This window comes from Pelosinus sp. IPA-1, assembly GCF_030269905.1.
Taxonomy (GTDB): Bacteria; Bacillota; Negativicutes; order DSM-13327; family DSM-13327; genus Pelosinus.
Genome location: NZ_BSVC01000003.1, coordinates 253,633 through 273,660 on the forward strand (window position 1 = coordinate 253,633; position 20,028 = coordinate 273,660).

Consider the following 20,028-nt stretch of genomic DNA (forward strand, 5'->3'; position numbering starts at 1 on the left):
AGGTCTTGCCTTGAATATAGAAAATGAAATTTTTGATAGAATAAATAAAATTGAGTGGTTTAATAACTGTGGAAAAGTGATACCAATCGATTTCTCTTATGAAGTTAAATTTATTAATGGTTGGGATGTAGCAAAAAAATATTACAATCAACCCATTTGGGAGGATGTAACGCTTGAGGCAAAGAATAGGTTAACCATATTTTTGAATGATAAATATCGTAGAGAATATTCGAATTGGAATATTCTTACCGCTGAAGCGAGAAATTATTTAAATAAAGAAGTAGTCCCTAAATTGGAACCTGTAATAACAAAAAACAATTTAGATAATAGTATTGTTAGTACTGTTACTTGGGATATACTAGTAGCAATAATGGAATACGCCTATAGAGGATGCAAAAATCGACCAATCTTTTTTCTAGATTTATTAGCTATATATGAAAAAGGTAATTTCCCTTGTGGTTGGGAAGGAAATTGGTCCAATGGAAAGCTAATAGTTTATTAATAAAATGTGAAAGAACAGGAGAAATAGATGAATGAACTGGATAAAAAGAAAGACAAGGGGACGGTGGAAGTGTCTTGCCGAAAAAATCATGAAGTGGTATGTAAAGGGATTGTTGAAAGAAGTTAACAAGACTCAATTACCGCACTCTGCGATTAGAAAGTGGGATCAATTTAATCGTAACTCTTCGCCGTCTTTACCTTCATGGTGAGACGGTTCTTTGTTGATCTCTTTAAGCAGATTTGGGAATCTATACCTTTTGCTAGAGGTATAGATTTGAAAAATCAGTTACTCTATAAAGGGTAAGATAAAGCTAAAGATCTGGATTAATCTATTAGAAAAATCTCCAGGATGAAAAGAAAATAAGACACAACCACCGTCCCCGTGTCTTGGGTTATCCAGATATGAGTAATATGTATTTTCTAGCTGTTGATATTTGCGATTTTCTTGGCAACAAGTTATACGATGGTGATGATGAAGAGTAATCCCCTTTTCGAAAGTAAGTGTATACCATTTAAATTCTATTTCATAAATTAGGAGGCGGATATAATGGTTGATACCGAAAAAACCAATTCAAAATTGATCAGCTATATTCAATACGCGTTGGAGTCAAATGCTAAAATTCGACGTTTCTTCACCGATAAATCAACTTTCACGAGACGTGCTGGTTGGAAAGAAAAATTAAGTTTTGACATTCTTACTTTTCAGAACATACCACAGAGTGGTGTGACAACATATGCTACATTAGGTTTATCTGAGTATTTACTAAAAGACGATCAACATAATAAGCCACCGCGTCGAGTTGAATTAGTGAGTATTTTAAGGGATGACACCGATTTTAAGAAACTCACAGGAGATTCGGAAGATAAGGAAAATTTTTACGAAGATCAGTTAATGTATTTATGTTGCTATATGGCAATAGAAGGAAGTTACCTTTTCCCGGGAGATATATGGAAGATGTATTTTTCGAACTCTTACGACCAATTCAGTGATATGGAGCATCTTTTTTTTATGACTTCGACTTTTTTGAGTAAACAACTACAATCGACCGTAATTGATGGCAAAGAAATTGATTGGTTGTTCTGTGTTCCAATTTCTGATAAAGAACTTACATATTATGAAAAAAATGGGCCAGAAGAATTAGAAAAACTATTATTAAAAAATAAAATCGAAGTTTCTGATTTGTTCCGTAAATCAGTTATTTAGTACTATGGATTACCAGTGTTTCAAGATAAAAGAGAAGCAAGGGGACGCGTACCTTGCTTCTTCTATATTGTAAAACTCGTCAGGAAATCCATGGGGTCAGGCTTGAGTTATTTACTTCCTCTATATTGTAAGACTCGTCAGTATCCAAGGGGTCGAGTAAAGCTAAGAAACTAAGATTACAATATTTAGGGAAAAACCCAAGCAAGAAGTCACGTACAGGGCGAGGAGTAATAGAACGGATGAAAAATGAGGTACCACCTAAAATAAGGACTACACGTAGCGGTAAAACGGAGTTTATGAGTGATGGGCGGTGGTATGATCTCGATAAAGCAGACATGGCTCACAAAACTGATGCAGCAAAATATTGGAATGAAACTGGTAGGTACTATGGTGCAAAGTCTCCTGAAGTACGGGAATGGATGCGAAACTCTAAAAATTATTATTTAGAACATTACAGTATAAATCGTTCTGCGGTTGCAAAACTACTAGACCGATATTGCCACCACTCAAATAAGCTGGAGGTATGACTAAATGGAGTTAGATAACAAAATATATGAAAAAATTGAAGGATTATCCGACGAAGGTAATGAGCTTATAGATGATGACAGATATGATGAAGCCATAAATAAATTTAACGCTGCACTTGATTTGATTCCTCAACCTAAACATGATTGGGAGGCAAGTACATGGCTTTATGCCTCGATAGGAGATGCGTATTATTTAAAAGAGGATTACAAAAAAGCAAAGGAATACTTCTATAATGCGATGAACTGTCCAGATGGTGTAGACAACCCATTCATTTTATTAAGGCTAGGAGAGAGTTTGTTTGAATGTGAGGGGTTTGAAAAAGCTAAAGAATATCTACTAAGGGCTTTTATGTTAGAAGGTTACAAAATTTTTAGAGACGAGGATAAGAAATACTTTAATTTAATTAAAGGCTTAATTTAGGAGGAATGGATAATGACATCACTTCAATCACCTATAAAAGAGCAAATTGAATCCCTAATTTCCAAAAGTAATGAAGAATTTGAAAAGGCCAATCATGCTCAGTCTATACAATTGCTAGAAGATGCTTGGGGGAAAATACCTGCGCCTAAGGGACTTTACGAGGATAGCTATCATATTGTTAAAGACATAATTGACACCTGTTTTATCAATAAAGATTTTAGTAAAGCTAAGGAATGGTCGGAAAAAATGTTTTTAACAGGATTTGCAAGAATAGATTCTGGCGAAAGAGATTTTTATGCAGGGAAAATAGCATTCGAATTAGGTGAATTAGAAGTAGCTAAAGAATTTTTCAGCATTGCTGACAAAAAATCGGAAGGTCGATGCTTTGAGGATGAAGACACGAAGTATCTCAAATTTTTCAAAAAGTAGTCTCGCTGAAAAATCTGACTGACTACATAATTGTGATACTAGGAAGAAGCAAAAGACCAGCTAACTAAAGTCAAACATTTTTTTTATGTTTGACTTTAGTTAGCTGGTCTTTGTCCGTATCTTTGTAGATAATCCTATCCACAAGTAAGAGGTTAGCAGATCAAATCTGCTAACCTCTTTACTTTTGGTAAACGAGACAAGAAAAATATAGAATTAGGTTGTGATGAGTGAGGTTCCATTTGATAGTGTCTATACCTTTCTATAGATGTTAATCCAATCCATACATGCTATAGTTTAATGTAACTCCTCTTTTCATGTAATAGATTTATCCGATGACTAAACCGCTCTAAGACTCCCATCCCATCTCATCTCGTTAACAGCCTGTAATATCCTGCCCTCTGGTTAGGATAACAGTCTGTAAACCTCGAAGTAAGTTCGCTCTAAGGATTTTCGAATCCAAGGCTCACTTATATAAGTGGGAGTTAAGAGCGGCTAAGTCCCTGGATAAGTGCGACTAAGATTCATGAAGAATTTCTGATTTAGTTGCAGGAATATCGAAGTATATAGATAATATTGGAATATATAGGATATGGGATACCGTATACCAATAAAAATATATATGGAGAGATTAAAATGCGGGAAATGAAGATTGTCGAAAAAATCTCCGAGGTTAAACAGCTTCGTGACATTATATTTGAACATTTGAAACAGGAAATTCTTGATGGTGAAATTAAGCCTGATGATAGGTTGATAGAAAGAGAAATAGCGGCAAAGCTGAATGTAAGCCGGACACCAATTCGAGAAGCACTGCGAAAATTAGAATCAGAAGGATTTGTTGAACACTTACCCCGCAAGGGAGTCGTTGTTCGTGGCTTTAATATTACGGAAATAGAAGAAATATATGAAATTCGCAAAGAACTAGAGTGCCTAGCAGTACGTCATGCTATTAAGAACATAGCTGACTATGATATTCACCGAATGAAAGATATTTTGGAAGAGTTGGAAAAGGCAGAAAAGGGAGATCTGATTCAATCTACCTCAAAAGGGTTGAATGAATTTGACGAGTGGATTCTCAACACAGCTCAAATGCCTTTAATGAAGAATTTTGTTCATATATTACGAGAATCTTTGATTCGATACCGAAAAATAAATTTATCAAAAGCACCTCGGCGTCAAAGTGCGATTAGCGAGCATAAAGCAATATTACAAGCTATCATTAATAAGGATGTTGTACAGGCCGAAAAATTAACAATTGAACATATTAATAATTCGAAGGAAGAATTGTTGAAGAACTATCAATTACAAAAACAGTAAAATGAGAAGAGATTGGAAGTCATTCCATTCTCCATTAAATTTGGTATACCGTATGCCAAATTTAATGAAGAATGGAGTAAGGATATTATAATACTTACTAAGCACAGGGAGGAAAATGAATTGAAATTTATTGAAAACATGAAAGTAAGCTTTAAATTAATTATGCTACTTCTTATTGGTCTTCTAGGTATGGGTTTTATCGGCTATACAGGATATCATTATCTAAAAGCGTCAGATGCAAATATGAATGTGATGTATAAGGATAGATTGATTCCTGTAAAACTTGTAAATGAAAGTGCTACGAATGTTAGAGGGTCAATTGCAGCAACCATGGAATTGATGATCACAACAGATAAGAATAAAATTGAAAAGCTAAAAAGTAATATCGATAGTCGCTCAACATTAATTGTAAATGCTCTTGCGGAAATTGAAAACAAATCTTCTGATCCCAACGGAAAAGAGTTAATTGATAAAGTGCAAGCGGCTTTAGAAAAACAAGTAAAGGCCAGAGAGAAAGTTATTAAGCTGGCCCAAGAGAACAAAAATGCAGAAGCCTATACAGTATATCTAAACGAGGTTGAACCATTAACGAATGACCTTACCGGCAGTTTACGTAATCTGATGGATTATTATACTGCGTTATCAGAGCAAATGAATACAGATAATCATCAAGCCTTCGAAAAAGCAATGCATATTACACTCAGTATCCTCTTTGTGTCCTGCTTGATACTAGGATTAATTGGCTGGTACATTACTAAGAGCATAACAAACCCTCTACAGGCAATGGTATTATTCTGTAAGGAATTATCAGCTGGTGATTTTACTAATAAGCCGCGCCGCTTTACTAGAAACGATGAATTTGGTCAATTGGGCGACGCTTTAATAAATACTCGAGATAGTATTCGTAAACTGATGAAACGTGTCACTGAGTCGGCTGAGCAGGTGGCAGCAGCTTCAGAAGAGTTAACTGCTAGTGCGGATCAGTCGGCTCAGGCAGCTAACCAAGTTGCTGGTTCCATTACTGATGTGGCAAATGGCATGGAAGAGCAACTGAGCGCAGCTAATGATACTTCCGTTGTTGTACATGAGATGTCAGCTAGAATTCAGCAAGTATCTTCTAATGCGAATGAGGTAGCTAATCAATCAGCACAGGCAGCTGAAAAAGCTAAGGTTGGCAACGAAGCGGTGGACAAGGCAGTAAATCAAATGGTCTATATCGAGCAGACAGTTACCTCCTCTGCTCAGGTAGTAGCAAAACTAGGGGAACGGTCGAAAGAAATTGGACAGATTGTAGATACGATTTCCGGCATTGCGGGTCAAACGAATTTGCTTGCTTTAAATGCTGCTATTGAGGCTGCCCGGGCAGGAGAGCAGGGGCGAGGGTTTGCCGTAGTTGCAGAAGAAGTCCGTAAGCTTGCTGAACAATCACAAGAATCAGCTAAACAAATCGCCATACTGATCGGTGAAATTCAGAGAGACACCGATAAAGCTGTACTTGCTATGAATGATGGTACTAGAGAAGTTAAGGTGGGAGCGGAAGTGGTCAATACTTCTGGAAAAGCCTTTCAAGAAATTACAGCTTTAATAAATAAAGTATCGGCTCAAACAAAGGAAATATCGGATGCTATCGGGCAGATGGCTACTGGGAGTCAACAAATTGTCGGCTCTGTGGAAAAAATCGACATACTTAGTAAAAACGCATCTGGTGAAGCACAGACCGTATCGGCTGCAACAGAAGAACAATCGGCAGCAATGGAAGAAATCTCTTCATCCAGTCAAGCATTAGCGAATCTAGCGATGGACCTTCGAGAAGCTGTGAGCAAGTTTCACATTTAATGCTTGTAAACAATCTACTTAAAACAATATAACTTATGTAATTGATGCTGAAGAAGTTTCAATCGATAAGTTGTATTGTTTAAAGTGGATTGAATTAAACTTTAATTTTTTATTATATGGTATACCGTATACCATCAGAGATAGCAAATAAAAAGGGGAACGAGGAGGAGTATTATGGGAAAGATTTCTTTAAAAAATGTCATTGATATGCATGTTCATTCAATGCCAGATATCAGGCAAAGAGCATATAACGATTTCGAGCTGATGGAAGCAGCAATCAGAGTTGGTGCGCGGGCAATTGTAATCAAATCACACCATGGCACAACAATGAACCGTGCGTTTCTGGTAAATGAACATAACAAAATGGTTCATCAAGGGGACAACGACTTTACTATGTTTGGTAGCGTAACTTTGAACAACGCCATTGGAGGTCTGAATCCCGTAGCGGTAGAAACCGGGCTGAAAATGGGCGCGAAAGTAGTCTGGCTGCCAACAACTCATGCTGCAAATCAACTCCAGAAAGATGGGAAAACAGGCGGTATTGAATGCTTAGACAATGGGAAGGTAAAGGAGCCACTCAAGGAAATCTTTAAAATGGTTAAGGAGTATGATGCTGTTCTTGGGACAGGCCATTTGTCTCCAAAAGAAATTTTTCCTGTTGTCGATCAGGCGAAAGGCATGGGACTGAATAAAATCGTCATAACTCATCCTGAGTTTTGGGTGGTAGGAATGTCACACGAAGATCAGATAAGAATCGTAAAAGACTATGATGTGTATCTAGAACGATGTTATGCTCAGCCAATGGGTGGCGGTGTTTACAAGAGCAATCTTGAAGACAATCTACTGATCATAAACGAAGTGGGTTATAAAAATGTAATGGTGGATACAGATGGCGGACAGGTTGAAAATCCTCATTGGGAACTAGCTTTGGAGGAGTATATGCAGTACCTGGCTAACAACGGCATTACAGAAGAGAAGCTTGACGTAATGACAAGAAAAATTCCATCTATGCTACTTGGATTATAAATTGTTTTAATGCTTTATAAAAAATGCATTATACATAAGGGGGACTACTATGATTAGCTTAGTTGTGGTACTAGCAATCGCAATTTCCATCATCTTAGGTTATCGGACCAAGATCAACACCGGATTTTTTGCTATTTCCTTTTCCTACATCATTGGATGCTTCATTTTAAACTTGAAATCGAGTGAAGTGGTTGGCATGTGGCCAATTAATATCTTCTTTGTTATTTTTGCAGTTTCTCTTTTCTATAACGTTGCTCTTGTAAACGGCACATTGGAAAAGCTCTCCATGCATTTGTTGTATGGCTGTCGCAAATTCCCGCAGATGTTACCCTTCGCTATTTTCTTTGCAGCAACACTGATTGCTGGTTTGGGAGCAGGCTTCTTTACAGTCATGGCCTTTATGGCTCCTATTACGCTCCTGTTATGTGAAAAAACAGGGATGAGCAAAATGATCGGTGCAGTGGCCGTAAACTATGGCGCACTGGCCGGGGCTAATTTTATGACCAGTCAAAGTGGTATTATCTTTAAAAGTTTGATTGAAGCCGCCGGCTATCATGATACGGCTTTTGCTTATACAACGACTATCTTCATAACCACTATGATTATCCCTATTTTGGTTATTTCCGGGCTCTTATTATTCACTAATAATAAAAAGATACTTAGTAAAAACTTGAATATCGAAAGGCCGGAAATTTTTGATCAGAAGCAGAAGATAACCCTGTATCTTATTGTTTTGATGATGGTAATCGTATTAGCCGCTCCTATTTTACACATGATCCTTCCTCTTAACAAGAATATTACCTTTATCAATTCAAAAATGGACATTGGTCTTATTGCCATAGTGCTTTCTGTAGTGGCACTTATGCTCAAGCTTGCTGATGAGAAAAGGGTGATTGCCCAGGTTCCTTGGAGCACATTGATTATGATTTGCGGTGTCGGCATGCTCATTTCCGTGGCAATCAAAGCAGGAACTATTACGATTTTGGCAAGTTGGATTGGTACCAACATTCCAACTTTATTGGTGCCGATTGCTCTATGTATTGTTGGCGGAATCATGTCATTCTTCAGCAGTACACTGGGGGTCGTTTGTCCGGCTCTTTTTCCCATCATCCCGTCAATTGCAGCTGTAACAGGCATTAATCCTATGATCCTCTTTACCTGTGTTGTTATTGGTGCCCAAGCGACGGCGATTTCTCCTTTTTCTTCCGGCGGAAGTCTGCTATTAGGTTCATGTACTACTGAGGAAGATCGTAATAGTTTATTTTCTCGGCTAATGTTCCGTGCGGTTCCTTTATGTCTTACAACCTCTACAATCGTAAGTATAATAATCTTTATTGTCCTATAATTAAAATTATCCGATGACTAAACCGCTCTAAGACTCCCATCTTTCATAAGTGGGAGTTAAGAGCGGCTAAGTCCCTGGATAAGTGCGACTAAGATTCAGATGGAGTTAAAACTCCATCTGAATCAAGTCTTCTTTATAAGTAGGGAAAAAGATGAGCAACGAGCCAAAGAAATTGGTTTATTGCTCATCTTTTATTTTCATAGCTTGGCCTTGCAGGAGTTTGTATTTTAATGGTAAATACAATGAGAATATGGATTTGTTTTTCAAAGAAAACTGTTGTTATCAGCAGAAGAGTATTATAGAAATGGAGTGAATGAAATGTACAAAGTAGCACATGTTGGACTCGTCGTGAAGGACGCAGATCAATCGAGCTTGTTTTATCAGCAGATTTTAAAATGTGAGTTGGTTAATTCCTATCAAGATGAGCGGATAAAGTTGGTTTTCCTCAATTCTGGTGGGCAAATTATCGAATTGGTACAGCGTTTACAAGAGAGTGTACCAGAGCAACGTACAGCTGGAGTAGTAGACCACATTGCCTTTGAAGTAGAGGATGTCTCAGCAGAAATGGAAAGGCTGCGTGCTGCCGGAGTCACTCTCTTATCTGATAAACCAAATTCTTTGGGGAAAAGTTTGCAAAACTTCTTTTTCCTAGGGCCTGATGGAGAGCGATTGGAGTTCATACAGGGAATGCTATAATTAGTAGGAGGGATAGTAAGTGAATGAAATTATAGAGAACCTTTTGACCCGTAGAAGTATTAGAACTTATACGAAAGAGCAAATCCAAGATGCCGAGTTAGAGGCTATTTTAGAGGCAGCCAAATATGCACCAAGTGGTGGTAATTCCCAGTCTTGGCATTTTACTGTTGTACAGAACGAAGAAAAGCTTAATCAGCTCAATTCTCTTGTTCGTGAGTCCTTTAAGGATTTGATAGTTGATGATAGAACGTATCGTTCAAAGATAGCAGGGAAAAAAGCGGCGGAAAATAGTAAGTATAATTTTTATTACCATGCTCCTACTCTAATAATCGTGTCCAATGATCGGGAGTATTCCAATGCTATGGCCGATTCTTCAGTAGCGCTTCAAAATATCTTTTTAGCTGCTCATGCATTAAAAATTGGTTCCTGCTGGATCAACCAATTGACCTGGTTTGGTGACGAACCAGCAATGCGAGAATTGCTAACTTCACTTGGCATTCCAGAAAATTATAAAGTTTGTGGTGCCGCAGCTTTGGGATATGCAGCAGGCAATCAGCCAAAGGCGACCCCACGTAAAGAAGGTACTGTAACTATCATAAAATGATTTATTCATAAGAGTCTGAAAGGGGCGAGGGGACATCAACTGATCCCCTCGTCTTTTTTAAAATTAAATCAATAAAAAAATTTGGTAAAAATAGCTAAAGATATTCCATATTTTATGCGATATTACTTATAGAAGGTTTGAGTCATTTCTACAATAAGGATGACAGGTTTGCATTAGCCTTTAAACATAATTCACGAAGGGAATGATGGTTTGCTATGAGTTTAGACGTAGTGGGGATTTCTTTGTCACCGCAAAGTAAGTCTAGCATTGATCAAAATGATAAAAATGGTGCGAAGGAAAACACGAAAAGTAAGAATCAAAGTAAATATGTTACGGAAACAGAGGGAAACTATGAATACACCTATGTCGTCATAGGCGACTTCAAGATATTGGTTGGCAGAGTTCCTAAGGATGAAGATAAAGATAAAGATAAAGATGAGAAAAAAACGGGAGATGCAACAGATAAGAAAAACGTCCATACAATGTCAAATAACGTTCAAACGTTGATGGGATATCAACAGTCAATAACGGCAGCACTACCAAGAAACAATCCACAGGAAAAAATACAAGCTATGGAAAAGTATGCTGAGAATCCTTATTATGACATTGCCAAAGTTAATGCTAAAGGCTAAAAAACCTTTATGAAAATATAAAATACGTTTCACTAAAAAACATGGATCGGTTTTATGACCAGATCCATGTTTTCATTATGCTTTGTCTTTTAGTTGCTGATTTAGCAAACATTTATAGTAAACAGTTTGTACCCTGAAGGCAAAAAAAAAGTGACGGATGTCACCTATTCGTTAATTGTTTTATTATCTTGTGGTTTCTTATGTAGTAATACAGCGACCGGCTTCAAATTTTTCAATGCTTGCTGTTGCTTATCCCATTCGCTAGTACAATCAGGATATGCTTTTTTAGACCATTCAACAGCTGATAATCTAATATTACGTTTAATATGTTTCAAAATATCACCTCATTTTAAAAAATATTTGTTTTTAGTATAGCTTCTTCGACGTAAAAAAGTCTATTGGTAAAATATGGCGGGATAAAAGCCGATTACCATAGAACAGTTTCTATTTAAAAAGTTCATTTGAACATCTGATAACATTAAGCATTGCTACAATTGCGATTAGTATGCGGTACTTTATATTTGTAAAAGATTTTAAAATACCTTTTGCTAAAAAGATAGGATTAGTAACCACCAATAGTGCTAAATACGAAAATATTATAATTTCTACAATATAGTAGAATTTTTCGCCCATACAATTCTCCTTTCATTGAGTCCTTCTCTTTATACTGAAAATATCACGATTGCGATTGTTTAACTAATAGTGAGATTAAGAACCTATCTTATCTTCAAAGAGACAAAGGACTGTTGGTTTCTCTAGATGTACTCTTTGATTCACTATGCGTGTATATTGTTATTATATAACAATATTTTGACAGAAATATGACACAATAATGTAACTATTTGGTACTGAAAGGGTGATATGACATTATCTTTTTAACAAAAAATCACGATATATTATATGAGAGCTTTTAGTAATAGATCTGACAGTATCTTGAAAGGAAAAGGAGGATTTCTTATGGCTATTAATCCAATTTCTATATCACTAAAAAATGACAAGAACAATGAGAAAAATACTTCCAGTGAGGTCACTGCCAGTAATGCTACATCGAGTGAAAAAGCTGCCATATACGAAAAGTCAGATAAAAATGATACTGACGCGAAGACATACACTCGAGATACAGTGACCTTAAATGAAATTAAGAAGCAAGCTGAAATGAAACTATCTTCTTTTCGTGCAGTAGTAGAAAAACTTATTTCAACGCAGAATGTAAAAAATGGTGAAGCTCAAGGGCTAAGCTATGATCAGATAATGAAGAAATATGATGGTAAACTAAAAGAGCTTTATCAAAACATGGAGGTTGATGATTCAACTCGCCTTAATGCGCAACAGGAAATTGCTGAAGATGGTTATTGGGGAGTTAAGCAGACATCAGCAAGGGTTATTGAGTTTGCAAAAGCCCTTTCTGGTGGAGATCCATCTAAGTTCGCATTATTAAAAAATAGTATAGAAGAAGGCTATAAAGCCGCTGAAAAGGCATGGGGCGGTGAATTGCCGGAGATTAGTAAGCAAACACTGGAAGCCACACTAAAAGGTTTAGATGATTGGGCTAAGGAAGCAAATCAAGCAACGTCCTAATATTGTAAAGAAGCAAAAAAGACATGAGCCATTGCAAAATGGTTTCATGTCTTTTTTTTTAGAAGCTTATTTCGTAAAAGAGTTAAACAAGGAAAACAAAGACCGAAGGTGAAATATAAAAGGAAGTATCTTTAAATAGTGAATTAGCTTAACAAATACTTATTCTAGAGAGTATCATGAAAACTATATTTCGGCAGATGTAATTATATGAAATTTTTGCAATATTGCGAAGAAAGTGGAGTAGAACAAGTCGTATTAGGCTGCGGCGCAGGAGGAGATTGCCCACCATTGGAGATTTTCGGTGAATATGGATATAAAACGCTATATTGATTACATAGTTAAGAAGAAATAATAGACAAGACAACAAACAGAATTTTAGTCGTCTAACAAGTAAAAACAGGCATTGTGCAATGATAGGGAGAGAATAAGGATGAGAAGATATTTCCCCAAAACGTTACGTTATCAAATGTTATTATTGATGCTAATTATTGTCAGCATACCTATTTTGCTTACAGGATATGTTGTAAAAATTCAAGCGAAAGAGGCTCTATTAGCAGAGAAGCAGACAAAATTATTCGGTATTGCTCGATTACTGGATGAACATCTTGGGGCTGGTTTTAATAGAATTCTAGCAGAAAAGCATGCAGTAGATGGGAATCGCGTAGAAAAAATAAAAGCGCTTAATGAGGAATTATCTCATTATACAGATATTGTTGCGGGTGCAGATGTAGGAATTGGTGTAGGTTACTATAGTAAAGAACTCGATGCGATTATTACGTATGGTCCTAGCAGCAGCTATGCTGATAAGGTAGGTATTTCCATTGAAGAGTTGCATCCAGGACGAAAAGTCATGGAAACGGGTCATCGTATGGTTGAGTTTGGCCCCCTAGTACGGGGGAATATTATGAATGTCATGATCCCAATTCAAAGGGATGGACAAATAATAGGATATATATGGGCCAATGAATTAACCGATGATATTCAGGCCCAACTGGCAGTTATGGATAAAAATATCTATTTGTCAGTTTTAATTGGGATTATTGTTGGTATATTTCTAATTACAGGTTTAACAAATAATTTCTTAAAAGATGTAGAGAAAATAAAAACTGGACTAGAAAATATAAAGTTTGATTTGCATAAAAAAATTGGCCCGCTGCAAGGAGAAATGGGAGAAATTGCTGAGGCAATTCATCATATGGCCCAGTCTTTAATTGATGCCCGATCACTGACTGAAAATATTATGTACAGTATTGCCGATGGTGTTGTTACCGTGGATACGCAAGGTATTATCACAACAATGAATCAGGCAGCTAGACAAATAACAGGTTTCACACTCGAAGAAGTGATTGGGAAGCCATACCGAGAAATATTTTGTGAAAATCATCAATTTAATAGCTTGTTATTAAACACCCTGGAAACGGGGGAGAATCATATTGGCATTGAAGTAAATTATCCAGTTAAGGACAAGAGTATTTATATTAGTGTCAGCACGAGTATATTACTCGATAGCCATAACAAGAGCATTGGCGCAGTTGTTGTTTATAAAGATTTAACCCAGCAACATATCCTGCAAGAACAAGTGTATCGGGCCGAACGCTTAGCTGCATTAGGTGAACTGATGGCAAGTATTGCTCATGAAATACGTAATCCATTAACTTCAATTAAAGGCTTTGTACAGTATTTGCAGAATGTGGATAGCATTGAAGAGCGAGAAGAATATATGCCGATTATTATAAAGGAAGTAGACCGTGTCAACCGTGTAATTGAAGAATTATTATATTTTGCAAGACCTTCTGAAACCTATTATTCACTGGTGAATATCAATGAATTATTAGAAAAAACCTTAGTACTAGTTCAGAATAAAACGACGAGCCATAAGGTGGAATTTCGTTTAATTCTTGCTCCTGGTCTACCACTTATCGAAGCTGATGCAGAACAGATTAAACAAGTATTGCTCAACTTACTGATTAATGCTATGCAGGCTATCCCTGACAAGGGTTCTGTGGTGATTGATACTTGGCAACCTGACCCTTCTTGGGTTTGTGTTAGGGTCACAGATACAGGTATTGGTATTAAGGAAGAAGATAAACACAAAATCTTCGATCCCTTTTTTACTACTAAGGCAGCTGGAACCGGACTAGGCCTAGCAGTAGTCCAGCGTATTATCAGCGCTCATTATGGTCAGATTCATATTGATAGCCAAGACAATGAATGGACAGCGGTGATCTTGAAACTGCCTATAGTCCATCAAGGAGGTAGGCAAGTTGAAGGATAACTATACAATATTGATAGTTGATGATGAAGAGAGTGTGCGAAAATTATTAATGGCGGTACTGAAGCGTGAAGGTTATCATGTAGAGAGTGCGATTGATGGGCAAGATGCTTTAGAAAAATATAACACAGTTAGGCCCCATGTAGTATTAATGGATATTAGAATGCCTACGATGAACGGCATTGCCACTTTTACGGAAATGAAAAAAAAGCATTCCGATGTGACAGTCATTCTAATGACAGCTTTTGCTGCAGTTGAAACCGCGGTGGCTGCTATAAAACTTGGGGCCTTTGATTATCTCATTAAACCCTTTGATATTGATGAAGTTACTTTATTAGTTAACCGCGCTGTACAAATACAGCGTATGGAAAAAGAAATTACGGTGTTGCATCGTGAGCTAAATGATTCCTATCGTTCAGATAAAGTATTAACCAATAGTAAAAAGGTGGAAAAGCTATATCAAGTAATTGATAAGGTCGCCAAAAGTAATGCAAGTGTTTTGATTGTTGGGGAGAGCGGTACAGGTAAGGAGCTAATTGCCAATGCAATTCACTATAATAGTCCTCGATGTAAGGGGCCATTTATTAAAATTAATTGTAGTGCCTTGCCTGAAGGGCTATTGGAAAGTGAATTATTTGGTCATGAAAAAGGTGCGTTTACTGGAGCTGTAATGCGCCGATCAGGAAGGTTTGAGCAAGCTGATAAAGGTACATTATTTTTAGATGAAATAGGAGAAATATCCACGAAGTTGCAGGTTAAGTTGCTGCGTGTGCTACAGGAGCGAGAATTTGAACGAGTGGGCGGGAATGAAACCGTAAAGGTAGATGTTCGTATCATTACGGCAACAAATCGAAATTTAGAACAAATGGTTCAAAATGGCCAATTTCGTCAGGATTTATATTATCGCATGAATGTAATCTGCCTCAACTCCATACCCCTGCGGGAGCGTAAAGAGGATATAAGGCTGCTGGCCGATCACTTTTTGCAAAAATTTTCTGGGGAAAATGATCGAGGAATTGTAAGCTTCGATAATGACGCAATTGCTAAATTAGAAGAATATAATTGGCCAGGAAATGTGAGAGAGTTAGCGAATGTGATTGAACGTGCGGTAATTATGAGTACTGGTAGCATGATATTTACAGAAGATTTGCCAGATGCTTTGCGTAAAAATAGTATGATTGGTGAAATTAAACCTGAAAAGAATAACCCCCTAGGGTATACTCTTAAGGAAATGATTAAAGAACAAGAATGTAAGCTTATTAAGCAGGCACTACTAAGCAATCGTGGAAATAAAATGAAGACTGCTAAAGAACTAGGAATTAGTCGACGGACCTTAATCTATAAAACTCAGGAGTATGAAATTGAATAGTGTGAAAATTGCCGCAAGGAGTGCGCAAGAAAATGCGCACTCCTTGCGGCAAAGGAATAGAAAAAAGTAAGCAAATGGATACTGAACTATGAGCTATGAACAGCATTTACAGTGCTTCAGCTGCCTTATCGAAAAAAGATAAGGCAGCTTTTATTTTTTGGCGCGCATCTTGCAATAGTTTATTTATAGAGACTAGGAATTAAGTTAGGAGGTTTATTATGAGTAACAAACACGTGAGCATTGAACAAGTAAGTCAATCTTTTAAAGATGGTATGACAGTAATGGTTGGTGGTTTCTTGGGCGTGGGTGCACCTGAGTTGTTAGTAAAAGCGATTTTGGACAAGGAGATTAAAGAAATTACCTTGATTACAAGTGATACTGGCTTTGTAGATAAGGGGGTGGGACCATTAATCGTTAAGCATCAGGTGAAGAAAGTGATTGCGTCCCATGTTGGTACGAATGCTGAAACGGGTAGGCAAATGATTGCTGGAGAAATGCTGGTAGAGTTAGTGCCCCAAGGAACCTTGGCAGAAAGAATACGTTGTGGGGGATCAGGTTTAGGCGGTGTACTGACGCCAACGGGTGTCGGCACTATCGTGGAAAAAAATAAACAGATATTGTGCGTTGATGGCGTGGAGTATCTCCTAGAGAAAGCCTTGCGCGCCGATATCGCCTTATTAAAAGCGAAAAAGGCGGATCGAGCTGGTAACTTGATTTATGAAAAATCTGCCCGCAATTTTAATCCAGTTATGGCCTTAGCTGCTGATCTTGTCATTGTAGAAGTTGACGAATTAGTAGAGAATGGGAAAATTGATCCTGATGAAGTGATGACGCCGGGCGTACTTGTAGATCAAATCATATGTATAGGAGGCAGTAAATAATGAACGCAAAAGAGATAATTGCTAGAAGAGTAGCACTAGAAATGCAGGATGGAGATGTTGTAAATCTAGGGATTGGCTTACCTACAATGGTAGCAAATTACTTGCCTGAAGGCATCAGTGTGATCCTACAGTCGGAGAATGGTTTTGTTGGTCTGTGCAGCGTGGGAGCAACTCCTGACGATAATCTGGTCAATGCAGGTGGGCAACATTGTGGTATTCAGCTTGGCGGTGCTACTTTTGATAGTGCAATGTCCTTTTCTTTAATCCGTGGCGGACATGTTGATGTCACTGTACTGGGTGGATTACAGGTAGATCAATATGGCAATTTGGCGAACTGGATGGTGCCAGGAAAAATGGTTCCTGGTATGGGAGGGGCTATGGATTTAGTGACGGGTGCTAAAAAAGTGATTGTCGCTATGGAGCATTGTGCGAAAGATGGTACTGCTAAAATTTTAAAAGAGTGCACCTTGCCCCTTACTGGTAAGGGAAAAGTGAATGTTCTTGTGACGGAATTAGGTGTATTTCGCGTAGCGCCAGAAGGTCTTGTATTAGAAGAAATTGCTCCAGGGGTAGAGGTAGAAAATATCGTAGCCAAAACGGAAGCAACACTAATTATCAGTCCAGATCTTAAAACTATGCAGAACCTTACATAAAAAAAATGCAAAAAGGGGGAGAAAAATATGGTCAATGCAATCGCAAAATTTTTCACTAATATCGTAAATCGCTTTTTACCAGATCCGTTGGTTTTCGCTATCTTATTAACGATTCTTGTTTTTTTCTTAGGTATTACTATGACTCCCAAGAGCCCATTGGATATGGTTATGTTATGGGGGAATGGTTTTTGGAACTTGCTGGGATTTGCTATGCAGATGGCTTTAGTATTAGTTACGGGACATGCCTTAGCTAGCTCATCACCCGTTAAGAAGGGCATGACGAAACTAGCATCAATTGCAAAGACGCCAGCCCAGGGAGTTATGTTAGTGTCTTTTATGTCTGCTGTTGCTTGTGCCATTAATTGGGGTTTTGGATTGGTTGTTGGGGCTATGTTTGCCCGTGAAGTTGCCCGTCGTATTCCAAAATCTGATTATCGTTTGCTGATTGCATCAGCGTATATGGGATTTTTGACATGGCATGGTGGCTTATCTGCTTCGATTCCATTGGTGGCTGCTACCAAAGGCAATCCTATGGAAAAAATGGTTGGTCTCATTCCAATTTCTGAGACACTTTTTACTCCTTATAATATTTTTATTACCGTGGCGTTAATTATCATGCTGCCCTTTTTGACTCGTATGATGATGCCTAAGGAGAGTGAGGTGATTGCCGTTGATCCTGCTCTTTTACAAGATGAAGCAGCAGTTACCAGAGAATTAGGTGATAGTGCTACTTGGGCAGAAAAAATTGAAGAAAGCCGCTTATTAGCCCTTGTTGTCGGAGGTTTTGGGATTGTGTATTTAGGAATGTATTTTTCCCAAAAAGGCTTTGATCTTAATGTAAATACGGTCAATCTCATTTTCTTAACGGCTGGGATTTTACTACATAAAACACCTATGGCATATGCCAGGGCCATTACAATGGCAACCCGTGGTACCTCTGGTATTTTAATTCAATTTCCTTTTTATGCTGGGATTCAAATTATGATGGAGCACTCTGGTTTGGGAGGCATTATTACGAATTGGTTTGTGGATGTTGCCACCAAAGAAACCTTCCCTCTTATGGCTTTCTTTAGCTCAGCATTAGTTAATTTTGCAGTACCATCAGGCGGCGGACATTGGGTGATACAAGGGCCTTTTGTTATGCCAGCAGCTCAGGCGTTAGGCTCCGATTTGGGTAAGGCTGCTATGGCCATTGCCTATGGTGAAGCTTGGATGAATATGGCGCAACCATTTTGGGCACTGCCTGCACTAGCCATTGCTGGATTGGGTGTTAGAGATATTATGGGATATTGTGTAACAGCCTTGCTGTTCTCTGGAATTATCTTTATTGTGGGCTTACATTTCTTTTGAGTAATAGGGTCAGTGAGATTTTTCAATATATAAATGGAGGTATGATGATATGAAAGAAGTAGTCATTGTCAGTGCTGTACGTACTGCTGTAGGTAGTTTTAATGGTACCTTGGCACCTTTTACGGCAGTTGATTTAGGAGCAATTGTAATTAAAGAAGTAATTGCTCGTGGTGGTATCAGCGTAGACCAAGTTGAAGAAGTGATTTTCGGTAATGTATTACAAGCGGGTTTAGGGCAAAACCCCGCTCGTCAAGCAGCAGTTAAAGCGGGTATACCTGTTGAAACATCGGCTTATACAATAAATAAAGTATGTGGTTCTGGACTGAAATCCGTAAACTTAGCAGCACAAGCAATTATGACAGGTGATGCTGATATTGTAATAGCAGGCGGGATGGAAAGCATGACCAATGCTGCCTATGTACTCGATACTAAGGCGCGTTGGGGACTTCGTATGGGTAATGCAAAAGTTGTTGATTCAATGATTCAGGATGGTCTGTGGTGCGCATTTAATGATTATCATATGGGTATTACTGCTGAAAATGTTGCAGAAAAGTATGGTATTAGTCGTGAACAACAAGATCAATTAGCAGTAGAATCTCAGCAAAAAGCTGTTCAAGGAATTGCAGATGGTGTTTTTAAAGAAGAAATTGTACCAATTGTTATTAAGACGAAAAAAGGTGAAGTTATTTTTGATACAGATGAATTTCCTAGAGCAGGGACAACTGCTGAAAAATTAAGTGGGCTAAAACCTGCCTTTAAGAAAGAAGGAACAGTTACTGCTGGCAATGCTTCTGGCATTAATGATGGGGCAGCTGCCATCTTGCTTATGTCGGCTGATAAAGCGAAAGAATTAGGTATTACGCCTTTGGCTAGGATTCGCTCTTTTGGCTCGGGAGGTGTCGATCCAAGCATTATGGGTATGGGACCTGTATCGGCTACTCGTAAGGCACTGGCTAAGGCTGGTTTAACAGTAGCAGATCTTGATTTAGTCGAAGCCAACGAAGCTTTTGCAGCTCAGTTCTTGGCTGTAGGTCAAGAACTCGGTTTTGCTAAGGAAAAGGTGAATATCCATGGTGGGGCGATCGCCATTGGACATCCTATAGGGGCTAGTGGAGCTCGTATTTTGGTAACACTCTTACACGGAATGAAGCAAAAAGATGCAAAAGTGGGCTTGGCAACCTTATGTATTGGTGGTGGGCAAGGCGTAGCAACAATTGTAGAGTTAGTATAGGAAATAGGTTTTGCATAGATGGACTTGGTACAGCCGATACCAAGTCCATCTGTTTGTTATACAGGTGCTGTCCATGAGCCCTGCCATTTGAAATATCAAAATTTAGGTGGAATCCTGTTGGAAAATAATATCCTTTAATTGACAAAATTAATACGTATG

Annotated in this window: 20 protein-coding genes; 19 read left to right on the forward strand and 1 reads right to left on the reverse strand. The window is 38.0% G+C overall.

Annotated elements, in window-relative coordinates:
- Window positions 1-10: 10 nt before the first annotated feature.
- The 12 genes from QSJ81_RS07945 (at window position 11) to QSJ81_RS08000 (ending at window position 10,535) form a co-directional block, all read left to right on the forward strand.
- Window positions 11-502, forward strand: a complete 492-nt coding sequence (locus QSJ81_RS07945) for a hypothetical protein (RefSeq protein WP_285716873.1) — start codon at window positions 11-13, stop codon at window positions 500-502.
- Between the two features lie 546 nt (window positions 503-1,048).
- A complete protein-coding gene (locus QSJ81_RS07950) occupies window positions 1,049-1,705 on the forward strand; it encodes a suppressor of fused domain protein (protein WP_285716874.1) in 657 nt (218 codons plus the stop codon).
- 239 nt (window positions 1,706-1,944) lie between these two features.
- Window positions 1,945-2,232, forward strand: coding sequence for a GH-E family nuclease (locus QSJ81_RS07955; RefSeq protein ID WP_285716875.1), 288 nt, complete (start codon window positions 1,945-1,947; stop codon window positions 2,230-2,232).
- Window positions 2,233-2,236: 4 nt separating this feature from the next.
- Window positions 2,237-2,653 carry a tetratricopeptide repeat protein gene (locus tag QSJ81_RS07960; protein WP_285716876.1) on the forward strand — a complete coding sequence of 139 codons (417 nt, stop codon included), beginning with the start codon at window positions 2,237-2,239 and terminating at the stop codon, window positions 2,651-2,653.
- A 12-nt stretch (window positions 2,654-2,665) separates the two neighbouring features.
- Window positions 2,666-3,082 carry a hypothetical protein gene (locus QSJ81_RS07965; protein ID WP_285716877.1) on the forward strand — a complete coding sequence of 139 codons (417 nt, stop codon included), beginning with the start codon at window positions 2,666-2,668 and terminating at the stop codon, window positions 3,080-3,082.
- A gap of 633 nt (window positions 3,083-3,715) precedes the next feature.
- Window positions 3,716-4,396: a GntR family transcriptional regulator gene (locus QSJ81_RS07970; protein WP_285716878.1), complete on the forward strand. Its 681-nt coding sequence runs from the start codon at window positions 3,716-3,718 to the stop codon at window positions 4,394-4,396.
- A gap of 120 nt (window positions 4,397-4,516) precedes the next feature.
- On the forward strand, window positions 4,517-6,232 hold the full coding sequence (locus QSJ81_RS07975) for a methyl-accepting chemotaxis protein (RefSeq protein ID WP_285716879.1): 1,716 nt from the start codon (window positions 4,517-4,519) through the stop codon (window positions 6,230-6,232).
- Between the two features lie 174 nt (window positions 6,233-6,406).
- A complete protein-coding gene (locus QSJ81_RS07980; RefSeq protein ID WP_285716880.1) occupies window positions 6,407-7,258 on the forward strand; it encodes a DUF6282 family protein in 852 nt (283 codons plus the stop codon).
- Between the two features lie 49 nt (window positions 7,259-7,307).
- Window positions 7,308-8,603: an SLC13 family permease gene (locus QSJ81_RS07985; protein ID WP_285716881.1), complete on the forward strand. Its 1,296-nt coding sequence runs from the start codon at window positions 7,308-7,310 to the stop codon at window positions 8,601-8,603.
- Window positions 8,604-8,921: 318 nt separating this feature from the next.
- Window positions 8,922-9,299: a VOC family protein gene (locus QSJ81_RS07990; RefSeq protein ID WP_285716882.1), complete on the forward strand. Its 378-nt coding sequence runs from the start codon at window positions 8,922-8,924 to the stop codon at window positions 9,297-9,299.
- Between the two features lie 19 nt (window positions 9,300-9,318).
- Complete coding sequence (locus tag QSJ81_RS07995) at window positions 9,319-9,903, forward strand: nitroreductase family protein (protein ID WP_285716883.1); 585 nt, start codon at window positions 9,319-9,321, stop codon at window positions 9,901-9,903.
- Window positions 9,904-10,118: 215 nt separating this feature from the next.
- Window positions 10,119-10,535 carry a hypothetical protein gene (locus QSJ81_RS08000; RefSeq protein ID WP_285716884.1) on the forward strand — a complete coding sequence of 139 codons (417 nt, stop codon included), beginning with the start codon at window positions 10,119-10,121 and terminating at the stop codon, window positions 10,533-10,535.
- 164 nt (window positions 10,536-10,699) lie between these two features.
- On the opposite strand, the gene QSJ81_RS08005 is transcribed toward QSJ81_RS08000, so the two are convergent.
- Window positions 10,700-10,870 carry a hypothetical protein gene (locus tag QSJ81_RS08005; RefSeq protein ID WP_285716885.1) on the reverse strand — a complete coding sequence of 57 codons (171 nt, stop codon included), beginning with the start codon at window positions 10,868-10,870 and terminating at the stop codon, window positions 10,700-10,702.
- Window positions 10,871-11,492: 622 nt separating this feature from the next.
- Here QSJ81_RS08005 and QSJ81_RS08010 point away from each other — a divergent pair.
- From QSJ81_RS08010 to QSJ81_RS08040, 7 genes are all read left to right on the forward strand, one after another.
- Window positions 11,493-12,113, forward strand: coding sequence for a hypothetical protein (locus QSJ81_RS08010; RefSeq protein ID WP_285716886.1), 621 nt, complete (start codon window positions 11,493-11,495; stop codon window positions 12,111-12,113).
- Between the two features lie 430 nt (window positions 12,114-12,543).
- On the forward strand, window positions 12,544-14,388 hold the full coding sequence (gene atoS, locus QSJ81_RS08015) for a two-component system sensor histidine kinase AtoS (RefSeq protein ID WP_285716887.1): 1,845 nt from the start codon (window positions 12,544-12,546) through the stop codon (window positions 14,386-14,388).
- Complete coding sequence (locus QSJ81_RS08020; protein WP_285716888.1) at window positions 14,378-15,754, forward strand: sigma 54-interacting transcriptional regulator; 1,377 nt, start codon at window positions 14,378-14,380, stop codon at window positions 15,752-15,754. Before atoS ends, QSJ81_RS08020 begins: the two co-directional genes overlap by 11 nt.
- A gap of 218 nt (window positions 15,755-15,972) precedes the next feature.
- Window positions 15,973-16,635, forward strand: coding sequence for an acetate CoA-transferase subunit alpha (atoD, locus tag QSJ81_RS08025; RefSeq protein ID WP_285716889.1), 663 nt, complete (start codon window positions 15,973-15,975; stop codon window positions 16,633-16,635).
- Window positions 16,635-17,288, forward strand: a complete 654-nt coding sequence (locus QSJ81_RS08030) for a 3-oxoacid CoA-transferase subunit B (protein ID WP_285716890.1) — start codon at window positions 16,635-16,637, stop codon at window positions 17,286-17,288. The genes atoD and QSJ81_RS08030 overlap by 1 nt, the downstream gene beginning before the upstream one ends.
- 27 nt (window positions 17,289-17,315) lie before the next feature.
- The gene (locus tag QSJ81_RS08035) at window positions 17,316-18,638 is read left to right on the forward strand and encodes a TIGR00366 family protein (protein WP_285716891.1); all 1,323 of its coding nucleotides are present in this window, start codon (window positions 17,316-17,318) and stop codon (window positions 18,636-18,638) included.
- 49 nt (window positions 18,639-18,687) lie between these two features.
- Entirely contained in the window at window positions 18,688-19,869 is a 1,182-nt protein-coding gene (locus tag QSJ81_RS08040; RefSeq protein ID WP_285716892.1) for an acetyl-CoA C-acetyltransferase, read from the forward strand.
- Window positions 19,870-20,028 lie beyond the last annotated feature (159 nt).